This window comes from Pontivivens marinum, from assembly GCF_900231835.1.
Taxonomy (GTDB): Bacteria; Pseudomonadota; Alphaproteobacteria; order Rhodobacterales; family Rhodobacteraceae; genus Pontivivens; species Pontivivens marinum.
Window position 1 is genome coordinate 56,523 of record NZ_OCTN01000004.1, and the last position, 15,480, is coordinate 72,002.

General features: G+C 56.6%; 9 protein-coding genes. 4 read left to right on the plus strand and 5 right to left on the minus strand.

Translation table 11 applies throughout. The annotated features are described in order from the left end of the window. Positions 1 to 192 precede the first annotated feature (192 nt). Complete coding sequence (locus tag CR254_RS10935) at positions 193 to 5,712, plus strand: DUF11 domain-containing protein (RefSeq protein WP_180955971.1); 5,520 nt, start codon at positions 193 to 195, stop codon at positions 5,710 to 5,712. 905 nt (positions 5,713 to 6,617) lie between these two features. Here CR254_RS10935 and CR254_RS17905 read toward each other — a convergent pair. The 3 genes from CR254_RS17905 to CR254_RS10950 all read right to left on the minus strand — a co-directional run bounded on the left by CR254_RS17905 (position 6,618) and on the right by CR254_RS10950 (position 8,914). Beyond that, a complete protein-coding gene (locus CR254_RS17905; protein WP_145996738.1) occupies positions 6,618 to 6,974 on the minus strand; it encodes a hypothetical protein in 357 nt (118 codons plus the stop codon). Between the two features lie 427 nt (positions 6,975 to 7,401). Further along, on the minus strand, positions 7,402 to 8,112 hold the full coding sequence (locus tag CR254_RS10945) for a lysozyme family protein (protein WP_097929912.1): 711 nt from the start codon (positions 8,110 to 8,112) through the stop codon (positions 7,402 to 7,404). Positions 8,113 to 8,305: 193 nt separating this feature from the next. After that, positions 8,306 to 8,914 carry a response regulator transcription factor gene (locus CR254_RS10950; protein WP_097929913.1) on the minus strand — a complete coding sequence of 203 codons (609 nt, stop codon included), beginning with the start codon at positions 8,912 to 8,914 and terminating at the stop codon, positions 8,306 to 8,308. A 554-nt stretch (positions 8,915 to 9,468) separates the two neighbouring features. Here CR254_RS10950 and CR254_RS10960 point away from each other — a divergent pair. Next, the gene (locus CR254_RS10960) at positions 9,469 to 12,015 is read left to right on the plus strand and encodes a hybrid sensor histidine kinase/response regulator (protein WP_180955972.1); all 2,547 of its coding nucleotides are present in this window, start codon (positions 9,469 to 9,471) and stop codon (positions 12,013 to 12,015) included. Between the two features lie 56 nt (positions 12,016 to 12,071). Here CR254_RS10960 and CR254_RS10965 read toward each other — a convergent pair whose 3' ends face one another. Both CR254_RS10965 and CR254_RS10970 read right to left on the minus strand, forming a co-directional pair. Continuing rightward, a complete protein-coding gene (locus tag CR254_RS10965) occupies positions 12,072 to 12,992 on the minus strand; it encodes an SDR family NAD(P)-dependent oxidoreductase (protein WP_097929916.1) in 921 nt (306 codons plus the stop codon). 31 nt (positions 12,993 to 13,023) lie between these two features. Further along, positions 13,024 to 13,800 (minus strand): IclR family transcriptional regulator, encoded by a 777-nt coding sequence (locus CR254_RS10970; protein WP_180955973.1) that lies wholly within the window; start codon positions 13,798 to 13,800, stop codon positions 13,024 to 13,026. A 96-nt stretch (positions 13,801 to 13,896) separates the two neighbouring features. On the opposite strand from CR254_RS10970, the gene CR254_RS10975 reads away from it, so the two are divergent. Beyond that, a complete protein-coding gene (locus CR254_RS10975) occupies positions 13,897 to 15,063 on the plus strand; it encodes an acyl-CoA dehydrogenase family protein (RefSeq protein WP_097929920.1) in 1,167 nt (388 codons plus the stop codon). Continuing rightward, on the plus strand, positions 15,060 to 15,479 hold the full coding sequence (locus CR254_RS10980; RefSeq protein ID WP_245851583.1) for a PaaI family thioesterase: 420 nt from the start codon (positions 15,060 to 15,062) through the stop codon (positions 15,477 to 15,479). Before CR254_RS10975 ends, CR254_RS10980 begins: the two co-directional genes overlap by 4 nt. Position 15,480 lies beyond the last annotated feature (1 nt).

Here is a 15,480-nt window from a genome sequence, read left to right on the forward strand (position 1 = left end):
TGCGCACTCGGCCTTACTGTCGCACTGTTTCCCGCCTTTACAGCCGATTTGAACGCAGCTCCCGCTCCAGCCGGTATGAGCATCGTCAACGTCGCAGAAGCTCGCTATTACAACGCAGACCTTGGTATTTTTGAGACTGTTTATTCCAATCAAGTCTCTGCTCTCGTTGCAGAAGTCCCCGCGATGGAGGTGGTGAGCAATTCCTACCTTCGTCTGTCGCGCGGCGCCCGTGACCAACATCATTTCGAGGTCCGCAATACCGGCAACGTCGAGATCGCCTTTGCGGCTGAACTTGATACCGGTAATGAGGCAGGGTTGCTTCAAAACCCCCTGTTGATCTGGGACATGAACGGCAATGGTGTCGCCGATGCAGGTGAGCCTGCGTTAAGCGCCACTGACGAACTGGTCCTGGATCAGGGTGAGAGCGCCTTTCTGATCTACTCCTTTGACGTGACTGCCTTTGCAGATCCGGCAGAGACCGCAACAACATTCCTGATGACGACAGCCCGCAGCACGTCCGCTGCTGCCACCCCGATTGACGCGATCAGCCCGGCCGCGCTGGTTGATATCGTTGTGGGTGGTCTGGAGCTGCAAAAGTCGGTGGTTCGCCGCACTGTTGCCGACGGCGATGAACTGTCCTTCACTCTGAATTTGCGAAACAACTCTGAGTTCGACATCGTTACCTATGATGAGATTGACGGCGACACCCTGCGCATTGATGGCGCGGCGGTCAGCGGCATTCTGGTTCGGGATGCGATCCCGTTGAATACATCGTTTGTGGCCTTTGAGGCCGATGCCGGCCTGACCCCGCTATATCACCTGCGTGGCGCGCCGACGCAGGAGTATGTCACAGTAGAGCCGACTGAACTGGCTGATATTGATGCCGTTGCGTTCTATCTGGACCGTGATTACGCGGTTGGCCGGTCCTCTGACCTGACCTTCAGCGTTTTGCTGCCAGAGGCACTGGGCACCGTTTCCATTTCAAACATCGCGGATACATATCTTGAGGAAGTCGCGGGCACTGCCACGTTGAACTCCAACGAGATCGTTCTGCGTCGTGAGGCGGATGATGCAATCAGCCTGGATTTCACCGATCCCACGACGGGTGCGTTCACCAGCTATGGTGAACTGGGCGCCGATACGTCACTGCAACTGATCTCCGGTGCATGTAACATTTCCAATGGAATTGACACGGTTGATGTGACGGTTGTCAGCCGGATCACTGGTGACAGTGAGGTTATCATCGCACGTGAGACCGGCGCGAATACTGGTATCTTCAACACCACTGACCTGCCGTTGGCGCAGATGGACACCCCAGTTTCGGGCGACGGCGTTCTGGCAAGTGTGAACGGCGATACGCTTAGCGCGTCGATCCAGTGTGATGGGCAGGTGGCTGAGGATGCGTTGCTGGTCAATCCGGGCAACTTCGTTTTCAACAGCGTGACCAATGCGCCGATCACCGACGCAACGGTTCAAATTCTTGATGCCAGCGGTACAGTTGTGCAAACCGTGGAAACCGACTCCGAGGGTTTCTTCGCCCCCGGATCGCTGGTTGCAGGTAATTACAGCTACGAGGTGGTTCCGTCCGCCACCTTCACGTTCCCGTCCGTGCGTCCGACCTTTGTCGGCATGGACCGGAATGTTGCGACATCGATTTCCTTTGGCGGTGTTTTCTCACATTCCGGCGGTCTCGTTCACCGTGCCGATCTGCCGGTTGATCCGTTTTATGGCGTGCCGCTGTCCTTGGAGAAAACCGCCGATACAACCCGCGTTCGCGCTGGTGAGTTTGTGACCTACACTGTCACTGCGACCAACAATATGGATCAGGCCCTGATCGGGGCGGAGATACTGGACCGGCCGCCATTCGGTACCGAGCTTGTCTCCGGCACCGTGCGTCTGGATGGTCAGGTGTTGGCGGATCCAACCGTTGATGCATCCGGCGATCTGCGCTTTGACCTCGACACGATGACAGTGGCGGAAAGTAACGTCCTGACCTACGTGCTGCGCTTCACAGCGCTGGCTGGCACTGGCCGGAACTACAACACAGCTATTCTGGACGGCAATCAGGCTGGTACAGGCACATATCGCGCGTCTAACACCGCTACAAACTACGTCAATCTGGACAATACCGGTGGCGTCTTCGCGGATGAGGGCACGATCCTTGGCGCAGTTTTCCTGGATTGTAACGAAAACGGTCTGCGCGACGGGCCGGAGGAATTGGGCGTGCCCGGTGTAAAGCTGGCAACGCAAACCGGCCTGTTTGTTGTAACTGATGCGGATGGTCAGTTCTCGCTGTTCGGGTTGAGCCCCGTTAGCCATGTCTTGAGCATTCTGCCCGATACCCTGCCGATCGATGCAGAGGTGCGTGTGACACGCGCGGCGGATATGTTGCGGGGCGGGACACGTATGGTTGCCCTGACCAATGGTGAGGTTCGCACCGAGAATTTCGCATTGGATAGCTGCGCACCAACCGCGGTTGAGGATGTAAACGCACGGATCGCTGCCTTTGCCGAGCGTGCGCAAACTGCCAGCCAGTTCCTGTCCGATCTGCCTATGGATGCCTCCACCGGTGATCGTCGCAGCATCCGCACTGAATCCGGTTCGGGTACAACCACGCAAATCCTGCGCGGCGCGCCGCAAGCAGGTGCGACACCAGCCGCTGATCTGGCCGAGGTTGCTATCGAAACAGCGCAGGAGCGTCAGACGCTGGAGTCAATTATCAAAACCCTTGATCCAGAGGCTGGCTTCATGGGGCTGGAGGATGGCGATACGGTTTTGCGTCGCACGACGAATATTCGCGTAAAGGGTCCGGCTGACCTGACCCTGTATCTGAGCATTAATGACACCGCTGCATCTTCGGCCAGCATTGGTGAGCTGACCACATGGGAGCGTGGCAACATTCAGGCCATCGAGTTCATCGCCATGGATCTGCAAGCTGGCGAGAACTCTATCGTCCTGACCGGTATCGGCCCCTTCGGGAATGAGCGTATGCGTGAGGAGATTACGATCTTCGCGCCAGGTGATCCTGAGCGTCTGGACATTGTTGCACCGGCTGAGGCTGCTGCGATCCCCGGCAACCGTATCCCCGTTGTCGTGCGTATTCTGGATGGCGCTGGCACTCCGGTTGAGGCTTCCGCGACTGTAACCCTGCGTGCGCAGGCCGGATTGTGGGACGTTACCGATATTCGCCCAAATCAGCCCGGCGTTCAGGCCTATATCGACAATGGTGAGGCGACATTCGACCTGATCCCACCACAAAACACGGGTCCTGAGGTTATCTCGGTTGAGAGCAGCTTTGGTGGTGCAGAGACGGAGATCGTGTTCACGCCAAACCTTGATGAGCGTATCCTCGTCGGTATCATCGAGGGCGCCGTTGCACTGAACGGTCGTGGTGACCTGATCGAGGAATCGCGGATCAGCCCCTTTGAGGAAACAGCCACCGGTCTGCGTGGCGAGGTTTATCTGAAGGGTCGCATTCGCGGCGATGCTCTGCTGACACTCAGCTACAGCTCCGACCGTGATACAGAGGACCGCCTGTTCCGTGATATTCGGGGGGATGAGTACTACCCCGTCTACGGCGATAACTCCGAGCGTGGCTTTGACGCGCAATCCTCCAGCAGCCTGTTCGTAAAGATCGAAAAGGGCGACTCCTACGTTCTGTACGGTGATATCGCAATCGAGGCTGAATCCGATGCCTTCGAGCTGGGCGGGTACAGCCGCGTTACCACAGGTGGTAAGGCGCATTGGCAGGAGGACGGCGTTTCGATCACGATCTTTGCCGCCCGCACCACATCGACACAGCGCGTGGTTGAGGTTGCCGCACGCGGTGTCTCCGGTCCCTATGACGTGGATCTTGGCACTTATGTTGAGGGCAGCGAGCGCGTAGACATCCTGGTTCGTGACGAGGATACCGGTGAGATCATCACTGAATATGCGCAGCGTCGCGGCAATGACTACGTTCTCGACTTCTTCCGCGATGCGTTGATCTTTAACACGCCGGTTAACCAGACGGATACTGACGGCAATCCAATCTCGATCCGCGTGACCTATGAGGTCGAGGAAGACGGCGCCGAGGCGTATTGGTTGTATGGCGGTGAGGTGAACGTCGAGCTAAGCGAAACCACCACCATCGGTGCGCGCGTTGTTCATGCAGATGCGGATAGCGGCATGGCGGAGCGTGAGCGGATTTACGCCGCCTATATCCGTCGTGAACTGAGCGAGGAGAACAGCCTGCTGTTCGAAATCGCACAGGCCGAGGATTCTGACGGTAATACCGGCAATGCTGCGCGTATCGAGTTCGTGCATGAGGGGGACGCAACCCGTCTGGAAATCGAGGCAAGCACAACAGGCACCGACTTCAACCCGACAGGGTCGTCCACGCGTGCCGGTGCAGATGAGGTGCGTGTCGATTTTACCGGCCAAATGGGTGCTGATGCCGATTTGCGCCTGTCTGCCCGCTATATCGCGGATCATGTCGCAAGTACGGAGCTTGCCGAGGCTGATCTCGTCTACACACGCCGCCTAAACGAGCAACTGACCAGCCGCATCGGTGTTGGTGTACAGCATGATTTCGAGGCTTCGGATCCGACCTCCATGCAGCTTTTGCTGGGTGTTGATGTTCGCCCGCAGGATCACCCGGGGCTTGCGCTGGGTATCGACCTTGAGCAAACGATCATTGGTGATGAATCCGGCGAGTTGAGCTTTGACGTTAGCTATGAGGTGCGTCCCGGTTGGACTGCTCTTGGTCAGGTTGATTTCGGTCTTGATCGTGAGGGCGAAGTGGACAAGATCACCCGCCTGCAAATGGGCATGGAATACCAGATGGCTGACGGCGTCCGTGGGCGTACCGAGTTCAGCGCGAATGGCGATAATCTGGACAGCTCCAACCTAGTTCAGGGCATGCGAGGTGACTGGGATCTGACGGAACAGTGGAGCCTGGGCGTTAGCCTTGAGCATACCGAGCCTCTGGACGGAAACGGCAGTCGCCTGACCTCTCTCGCGCTGGGCACCACATGGGAGGCACCAGAGGGTGAGTGGATTGTCGAGGCCGATCTGGACCAGACATTCGAGGAGGAGGGCTCGACCTTCTACACGAATTTGGGCACGGCCTATCAGATCAATGACGATCTGACCTTCCTGGGCCGGTCGCGCCTGGCATTGGATAAACGTGGCGATGGCCCCGATCATCTGCGCCACCGGGCACGTATCGGTCTAGCCTATCGTCCGGTTGAGGATGCCCGCTTGGACATGCTGGCGTGGTACGAGCACCAGTTGGACCAAAGTGATACCCGCAGCGACACCCATATGTGGTCGATCGCAGGCACCTATGAGGTGGATCAGGATTTGCGCCTCAATGGTAAATATGCGGGCCAGTTGACCAACCTGTCCACAGAGGGTGCCAATGGCATCGATACCGATGTGCTGACCCAACTGGTGCAGGGCGGCCTGACGTGGGACTTCGATAATAATCGTTGGGAGGCTGGCCTGAACCTGATGCAGATCTGGGATAATCAGGGCGCGCGCACCAATGCGGCAGGTATCCAGCTAAGCTATGTAATGAGCGAGGGGACCATGCTGTCCTTTGGCTACAACCACTCCATGGGCGAGCTGCCAGATAGCAGCCCATTCTATCAGGACGGTCTGTATCTTCGATTGCGGATTGTTCTTGATCACTCTCTCTGGGATCGGCTGGACTCTTTCCTGGGTGAGTGACGGCAGCAGCGGCGCGGAGGGGCATCTCCACGCCGCTGCTGCCTTAATGGCTACAATCATTGATGAAATTTTGGGTGGAGCGTTGCGATTGGCAGCGCTCTTTTTCTATCCGAATTGCCTGGGTCACGGGCCAAATGTGCCGCGAGCTATCCCTTTGCGCTAATGATTGCGCATAATGATTGAGGCATATTGCTATTACTGAAGCCAAGCTTTCTTAAGCTGCCCCTGAGTTTCTATGTACGCAGTGCAAATGTGTAGGAGTAACAGTCAAGTGTTTGAGGTTGTTTGCATTGCTAACCGTGTGTGCGTTTCGGGTGGACTTATTGGATGTCATGGCAACGGTCGTGCGGTCATCATTGATGGTGCCCGTGGTACATCAGGCCTCTCCCCATACTTGGTCTGACTAGCAACACCCCTTTCCTCAGATCCCTTAAGTCGTCTGGGGGGAGGGGTTAGCGAGCCTACGGATGCTCATTGGCGACCAGCTCTCATCCCTGACTGGCGTGAATGATATTATTGCGAAGCAATCCTCCGCTTGCGGCCGGGCCCCACGCCCGGCCGTCTTTTTTTGTGGACTGCTTTCAGGAAGCTGCGGAGACCGCAGGTGCTACGGCTGTGTTGAACCTCCGCAGGCGTGGCAGGGCGCTCCTCGCAAAGATACCTGCCGCTTGACCCATTCCCAATGACGGCCCGCAAATGGCCCACCAGCCCCAGCGTGTTGCCGTTGTGGCGCTGTATGCGCGGAAATCGGTGTGGGGATCGTGTGAATGCAGCTGGGGCGACTGGGGCTATGTGCCTAATTTCACCACCACAGGCGCAGGATAGAGCTGTTCTAATCGACTAAAACAGTTACGGCGCAACCTGGGTTGCGCCGTAAGCATGTGGACAGTGTTTTGTGTGCGTCTCTACGCAGCGATGGTCGACGGTATCGAAATTAGCTCGACGCCATCGGCGATAGCCTTCCCCGAAATTGGGATAGCAGTGCCGATGGCGAAGCTCGGCGGTATGTTCCTATCGGTGGTGTCCAGCTCAATCCGATAGTTCGATGCCGCCAAGGTCTGGAACGCACTGGGACCGTGATTGCCGGTCATAACCGGGCAGGCCAGCGTTTCGCTACTGATGTCCAGTGGCGTTCCGTTGTTTCTATAAGGAGTGCTCTGTGGGCTCAGCCGATCTGGATGCTGGTGATCAGCGTTGCAATCAAGCAGGCCATTGTTGTGAAGGTGGGGTGAGCCAGCGGTGACAGTGTACATGCGGCGCATTGTTGTATCATCTGCATTATCCTGAATGGGGGCCGCGGAAACATGCGGCTGTGTCAGTTGGATAGTCGGGGCAGGGCGTGATCTAACCTGTGGAAACGGCGCGATTGATGGGGCTCGGGGCGTGATATTTGTCGATATTGAGCACATCATCACTCCGTCGCCTTCTTGTTTCCGAGGCGGATATCGGCCTGTTTGGCGTTGATCCGTAGCGTCTTGTTGTTGAAAGCATATTACGTTGTTTCGAGGTGAAATGCAGACAGCGGTTGGGTATCTAGCGGGGTATTCGTGTACTTATTCGGCGTATGGATAGATTTGCTATTCCTTGGGGTAGTGTGATCTTGGTGCCTGCCCAAAAGCCCATGAGGAACAAACTCGCAGGCAGGCACCGCGCTCGCCAATGGCGAGGACGCGAACCAGGCTAAGGGGGTTACCTGAAGATCGCGGTCATTCGCTGTTCGTAAACCGGCCACGTGATCGAGGCGGCGTTGCCTGCATAACCATGATAGGCGGATAATCCGGTGCTCGTCGGCAGACCTGCCCAAATCAGGGCGAGGTTGTTCATGAATTGCACGCGGGACATCTCACCGCGGGCAAAGCTGCTATAGCCGGCATCCCGCAGCAGAATGTCTGCTAGATCATCCTGCATCGATGGCGAGAAACGCGCGCTGCGGGGCAAGCCACCACGGCGCATCAATTCGCGCAGGGTGTTCGGTATGATCTGATAGCGCCCAATGGCGTGGTGCTGACCGGGGGTCGCATCGACCCAATCCAGAATTTCACCAAGCGTCATTTCAGTCGGGCGGCGCGGCGGCAATATGCGTGCGGCCAATTGTACGGCGTCATAGCCCTGCGGGCCTGCCTCTGCCAATGCGATCAATGACTTCAACTCGGCGGAGCTGGTATCATCAGCAAAGACCGGATTGATCATGTGCAGCATGTCATCCACATGGGCCAAGGCCAGCATGTGATCACCTGCATTCGTGCGAAGTTGATAGAACCGTTCATCTACCGTTTCGACAGCATCAGCGTTTTGTTGCGTGCTGGATAGGAAAGACAGTTCTTTTGCCGATGCCGACTGTGTCGGCAAAGCAAGCGCAGCGACCAGGGGAATCGCCGGCAAAATCTTTGTACCAAACATGGAAAGAACCTCGTGTTGCAGTGGCGGACATGCACTGCTTCGAAGCTCAATTTGTCAGGTGTCGGTTGTGCAAACTGCGACGAGAAAGGACAGCCTTACGTTAGAGTGGATACGAGAATACCCTTTCGGCTAGCCACGATATACACGGGGTGTATTCAGGTGGTTTGCTGATACGCACGGCGACTTATAGGCGTCACAACATGTTTTGATCGCGGGCGATCATTGCGGCATGTGTGCGGTTTTTCGCCTGTAGTTTTCTGTACAGGGTTTTTACGTGCAGCTTGACCGTTACCTCCTGCAAGTCGTGATCGCGCGCGATCTCTTTGTTCGACTTACCCTCAGCGATGCCCTTGAGCACTTGCTTCTCCCGTTCGGACAGATGGCTGGTGGCTGGGTTGTCGGTTTCCTGCTGGGTCATGAAATCAAGCGGAGCGTATATTTCGCCCATCGCCATAAATTTTACAGCGTTAATCATCGACTTTGCCGCGACCGTTTTGGGTAGGAAACCGGCGGCACCCTGTTGCAGGGCCTGTTCGGCAATCGCCTTGTTGGCAGAACCGGAGATCATGGCGACAGGGCGTCCATCACTGGCGCGCAAGGCGGCGTCCAGACCCGCTAGGCCGTTCATGCCGGGCATCGCATAGTCCAGTAAGACCAGCGCAAAGCCCTCTTCGTTCTTGATCGCGTCCAGTGCTTCATCAAGGCTGGAGGCCTGACGAACAGTCATGCTGTTATCTTTTTCGAGATAGGCTGCGATCGTTTCACGTACCAGATCGTGATCGTCCGCGACGAGAATCCTCATTTATATTTCTCCCTACCTCTACACGCACAGGTTCTACTGGACCCATTCAGCGCTATTTCTCAAGAATGTACAAACGACATTTGTCTGTTGATTTTTCTCATAAAACGGCAAGAAAACCATGGCAGAAACAAATCCTATCCGAAAGTATATAATTTTACCCTTGTTATATCGTGTGGATAGGGCGGCTTCACGGTAAGGTTCAGGTCGAATGCAATTCCAGCGCGGCCCTGACATCTGGTTCCAATGTCATGATAACCGCAAACGCATTCACGTTTTTAATCGCGGCAGCGAGGAGCAATGCGCAAGATGAACGGGCGTAAAATACCACCGGCTGATGTTTGGATCGCAGGTATTGTGATTGCTCAGGCCTATTAACATGCGTGCCCATCGGCCCAAAGCGCTGTCTTCATCAGTCGTTAATTCACGTGCCAGAAATGAATTTATGCATAATCATGTGATGCCATGGCGTAGTTCTGGAACTTCGTCAGACTTGACGTAGCTGAATAGCTCGATCTGATTGGTGTGTTGGCTAGAGGTGTATGATGGCAAGATGGTTGGCTATTACAGTTTTGTTGGGCTTGCTGCTAAGCGGTGCGGCTGTATTGGCGGTCTTGGGATCGCAGGTGAACGATGAATTGCGTGCGCTGCGGACGGCCTCCAGCGATAATATTGAGTGGAACCTGCCACAGTTGGAGGTGGATCTCCTCAACTTACAACTCGCCTTGGAGCAATCTGGCGACACGGACCCTGTCGCTTCGGCGGCTGCGATCCGGCATAAATTTGACCTTTTCTACAGCCGCGTTCAGTCCGTAACCGAGGGGGAGACGTTTAATACGGTACGTGACGACAGCAATGTCGCGGATCGGCTAGACGATGTGCGTACCTTTCTCGATGAGAAAATTCCGGTCATTGATGCGCCTGACGCTGTGTTGCTCGCCAGAACCGATGATCTAATTGCCGAGGCATCGCTCCTGCGCACGACCCTGCGGCAGTTGGCTGTATATGGTGTAAGCGCCTTTGCGCAGCAATCGACGCTGCAACGTGAGAAGTTGTCGGCGCTGTTGACCCGTACCAGCACAATGCTGGTCAGCATGATCATTGCATTGGCCGCAGTGCTGGCCATCTTGTTCCGCCAGTTCGGTGTGTCAGAGCGTGAGGGACAAAAGCGCAAATTAACGAATATGCGTTTGAGGGCGGTGATCCGAACATCGTTGGATGCCATTATCGTGGTGGATAACAGGGGCCTGATTATTGATTTCAACGGCGCTGCCACGGAGATATTCGGATATACACATGAAGAGGCAATTGGCCTTCCCGTTGCAGATGCCATCATACCTGAGCGGTTTCGCAATGCGCATAGCTTGGGCTTGACCCGGTTTATTCGGACCGGTGAAAAGACCATTCTCGATACCGGATTGGTGGTCCTACAGGGCATGCGCAAGGATGGTAGTGAATTGCCGGTCGAAATGTCGGTCGCCTCGGCTGAGGGGCCACACGGCACGATCTTTGTCGCCTTTGTACGTGAAATCACCGAACGTCTGCGTGTGCAGGAGGAGTTGACCGCCGCCCGCGATGACGCATTGGCGGCGGATAAGGCGAAGTCGACCTTCCTCGCCGTGATGAGCCATGAGATGCGCACACCGCTCAATGGAATCATGGGCACGCTGGAACTGCTGGCAAACACCGATATTGATAAAAAACAGCGGGCTTATGTACAGGCCGCCCAGACTTCGGGCAGCTTCCTGATGCGGCATATCAACGACGTGCTGGATATCTCAAAGGTTCATGCCAGCAAGTTGCAGCTGACCAATGACGTGTTTTCACCCGCCACATTGGCCGATGAAGTTGTGGACGCGAACCGTGCAAATGCGAGCGCGCGGGGTAATGAAATCAGGGTCGAGGCTGGTTTGGATCACTCGGTCTATATGGTCGCTGATCGCTTTCGGGTCAGTCAAACCCTACTGAATCTGGTCGGGAACGCGATCAAGTTCACCTCGAACGGATCGGTGCAGGTCGGCGTGCAGGAGATCGCAACCGAGGACGGCCCGATGGTCGAGTTTCGTGTGAATGACACCGGAATCGGCATTGCCAGCGACAAGTTGGGCGAAGTTTTCGATGACTTTGTTACCATCGACACGTCCTATAGCCGCCGCTCGGACGGCACCGGGCTGGGCCTTGGCATCAGCAAACGCATGGCAACCGCTATGGGCGGCAGCATCGGTGTGGAGAGCGATTTCGGGTCTGGCAGTTCGTTCTGGTTTAGAATTCCGCTGGTTCGCGGTGAAAAACCCGAGGAAAAGCCAGATTCACAGCCTGATACTGACAGCGTTTATGAACATATCGCGCCGCTATCGGTGTTGCTGGTTGAGGATAATGCCATCAACAGCTTCGTCGCGCGTGAGATGCTTGTCGGTCTAGGTCATGAGGTGACGGAGGCAGGAAATGGTCTAATGGGTGTCGAAGCTGCCGAAAATCAGCATTTCGATATCATTCTGATGGATATCAGTATGCCGGTGATGGATGGCGTTACCGCAACAATCAAAATTCGTGAGTCGAGCGGGCAATCCCGCGACACTCCGATTGTCGGCCTGACCGCACATGCGTTGCCTGAGGAAATGGCACGTTTTCGCGAGATCGGCATGCAGGACTGTATGATCAAGCCGATTACGATCGCATGCGTGACCGAGATGCTGGCAAATCACGCGAATACCCCGATCCCCATAGAGGGAGAGGATGACGCATGGGGGGAGGAGAGTGATGATGGTACCTACATCAATTCTGAGACTTGCGGCGAGTTGATCGAGCTATTGGGTGAGCAACGTTTTCGTGCGGCCTTCGCCAACCTGACAGATGAGGCGGTGCGTACTCTACAATCCATACCCCGTCCGACGGTGGAGTCGGATTTACCCGAAGTGCAAGGTGAGGTTCACAAACTGGCCGGTGCCGCCGCTACCTTTGGTGCCACAGTGATGCAGCAGCATCTTTCCATCGTTGAAGCAGCTTGTAAGCGTCAGGATGTTCAGGCTGTGAATGAGGGGGTCGGTGATCTGGATACTGTTTGGAAGATGACGCGTGAGGAATTGGAGGCATTGCTGGAATAGCATTGCCACCATGGGGGCGGGGGAAGAGCGGGGCAGTTGCCCCGCTCGAATTGCGATTAGACAGGGTCCCAGCAGAATACATCGCCCGAAACATCCAGTGGTTGGAAGCTGGGGCGCAGGGCAGGAATTGCTTGCTTGCGTACGCTCTCAATATCCCAGCCATCGCCGTGATGAACCGACCGAACCGGACGGGGCTGCGACATCAGGAACATCTCGTTATTGCGCACGGCAAAGATTTGTCCGGTGATATCAGCGCCTTCATCCGATGCGAGGTGCAGCGCCAGCGGGGCGATCTTCTCAGGCACCATTTCCTTCATCCGGTTGACGCGCTCCTCCTGCTCGGGGCTGTCCACCTTGATCGAGGAGGTCATGCGGCTCCACGCAAAGGGCGCGATACAGTTGGAGCGGACGTTCCAGCGCGCAAGGTCCAGCGCGATGGATTTGGACAGCGATGCCACGCCCAGCTTTGCCGCGGAATAATTCGCCTGTGCCAAATTGCCGATCAGGCCGGAGGTGGAGGTCATGTGGATCAGGCTGCCGCTTTCCTGCTGACGGAACACATCGGCGGCGGCGCGGCTGGTGTTGAAGCTGCCATATAGGTGCACCTTCACAACGGCGTCGAAATCCTCATAGGTCATTTTGTGGAAGAAACAGTCGCGCAGGATGCCGGCATTATTGACGACGGCGTCCAGTCTGCCGAACGAGTCTGTGGCCTGCTTTACCATCGCCTTTGCGCCGTCTGGATCAGCAACGCTATCGCCATTTGCGACGGCCTTGCCGCCCAGCTTCTCAATCTCGGAAACGACGTTATCGGCGGCTTCGCTCGACTCACGCTTGCCATCCAGCGATGCGCCCAGATCGTTTACAACGACGCTGGCGCCTGCCTTTGCAGCCTCCAATGCAATAGCACGACCGATGCCGCCACCGGCGCCGGTTACAAGGATGACTTTCCCGTCAAGGGGGTGTTGGTCCGACATATATCCTCCGTCATGTCAGTTACTTGCTAGGTCACGGTTCTGCCTGTCGGCCGAAAATTCCGCGCTCGATTTGATCCGCTGCCGATTTCAGCGAAACAGCCACAGCCGCGAGGCTTTCTTTGTCCTGCTGGCCTGCGATGGTGATGCTGCTCATGCCGATGCGGGGAATACCCTCAGCATCGCGGGCCAGAGCAGCGACAATTTCCAAGCCCCGAAACAGCCCGCCATAATCAAAGGCGGTACCGGTTTCGCGGGCGACCTCAACATCCTGCCAATAGGCGTCGAAACCCGGTGCGGATTGCCAGCGCACGGTTTCATAGCCAATGCGGGTTTCTTCCTTGGTCAGGTTCATGGCGGCGGCGTAAACGCGCCCGACACCGCCTCCAAATACGGGCAGGCGGCTGCTGCGCGCGATAACGGCCTGCACAACCCGTTCGGTGGTGAAGCGGTCGATCAGTACGATCCGGTCGGTTTGTGTGATCTGCCACAGGGCGATCATCACCTCATGCTGTTGCGCAATTTCGTTGAGCATCGGGCGGATCAGGTCGGTCGGATTAGCCCCCATTAGCGGGGCGGCATATTCCATGATGCCCATGCCCAGCCGGTAATTCTTGCTAGCGGGATCAAAGCTGACCAGCCCCTCATGCGTCAACGTGCGCAGGATATTAAACGCAGACGAGACATTCATCTCCAACTCTCGAGCCAGCAGGGTCGCGCCAATTGGTCGCCCGCGCGCGGCCAGAAACCGCAGGATGCGCGTCGCGTTTTGCACGGCGGGGACAAATTTTTGACGAATGTCGTCGGACATAAGATTTTCCTTGTGGAATTGCATTCAACATACAGAATGCGTATTGCATGGCAAGAGGTGCCGCGAATGGCACCCCCAAGGGGAGGAGTTACGAAAATGCTAACAGGTGTAGATGAGGACGTCTTTGCACAGCTGGTTTCCGCAGTAGACCGGTTTGCAAAGGAGCGGCTTATCCCTGCGGAACGGCAGGTTGAGGAAGATAAGGAAATTCCTGAGTCGATCATCGAGGAGATGAAAGAGATGGGTCTGTTCGGCCTGTCCACTCCTGAGGAATTCGGCGGAATCGGTGTTAGCGCCAGCCAGGAGGCCGTGCTGATCGAGACGCTGTGTTATGCCTCGCTGACCTTCCGGTCGCTGATCGGCACCAATGTCGGCATCGGCGCGCAGGGCATCGTGATGGACGGCACGCCCGAGCAAAAGGAACGCTGGTTGCACGGTATTGCCAGCGGCGACATCATGACCTCGTTCGCGCTGACCGAACCGGATAACGGCTCGGATGCGGCGGGTATCAAAACCTCGGCCCGTCGTGATGGTTCTGACTTTGTGATCAACGGCACCAAGCGGTTCATCACCAACGCATCGCGCGCAAATGTGTTTACCGTTTTCGCCCGCACGGACCCTAGCAAGCCGGGCGCCGACGGCGTGACCGCCTTTATCGTTCCCGCCGATACGCCGGGCATCACAGTGGCCAAGCCGGACCGTAAGCTGGGCCAGCATGGTACCAAAACATCCGACGTGATCTTTGACGATGTGCGCATTCCCGAGGGCGCAATTCTAGGCGGTCCTGAAAAGCTGAACCAAGGGTTCCGCACCGCGATGAAGGTTCTGGACCGTGGTCGCATCCACGTAAGCGCCATGGCCGTGGGGCAGGGCCAGCGCATTCTGGACGTGGCCACAGATTACGCGCTGGAGCGTAAGCAGTTCGGCAAACCGATTGGTGAGCATCAACTGGTGCAGGGCCTGCTGGCCGAGTGTCAGGCTGAGTTGCACGCCGCCCGCGCATTGGTTCGCGCCACGGCTGCGACCTTTGATAAGGAGGGCAAGGCGATCCTACAGGCGTCATGCTCGAAATATTTCTGCACCGAGGCTGTTGGGCGTATCGCGGATCGTGCCCTGCAAATCCATGGCGGTGCGGGCTACATGGCGGAATATGAGATTGAGCGTCTGTACCGCGATGTCCGCCTGCTGCGCATTTACGAGGGCACCAGCCAGATCCAGCAGTTGATCATCGCGCGCCGTACCTTGGCGGAGCGTGCAGCGTGAGCGTGGATACACCGCGCGACGCCACGCAAATGCCGCCGCAATCGGCCTATTCGGCGCTGACGGGGATCGAGCTGATCTCCGTCACGCCTGAGGAAGTGATTTGCCGGATGCCGGTGACGGAGAAACTGACCAACCGGAACGGTGCGCTGCATGGCGGCGCGATCATGACGCTGGCCGATAATGCGGCGGGAACCTGCGCGTTCATCAACATCCCCGCTAGCAAATCGAACACCACAATCGAGAGTAAAACCAACTTTCTACGCGGTGTTCGTGTTGGCGATGTTGTGACCGCGCACTGCGTTCCGCTGCATAGCGGGCGCACGACCCATGTGCTGCAAACCACCATGACCCGTAGCGACGGGAAAACCGTAGCCGTTACGACCCAGACCCATCTGATCCTTGAATGGACGGATTGAG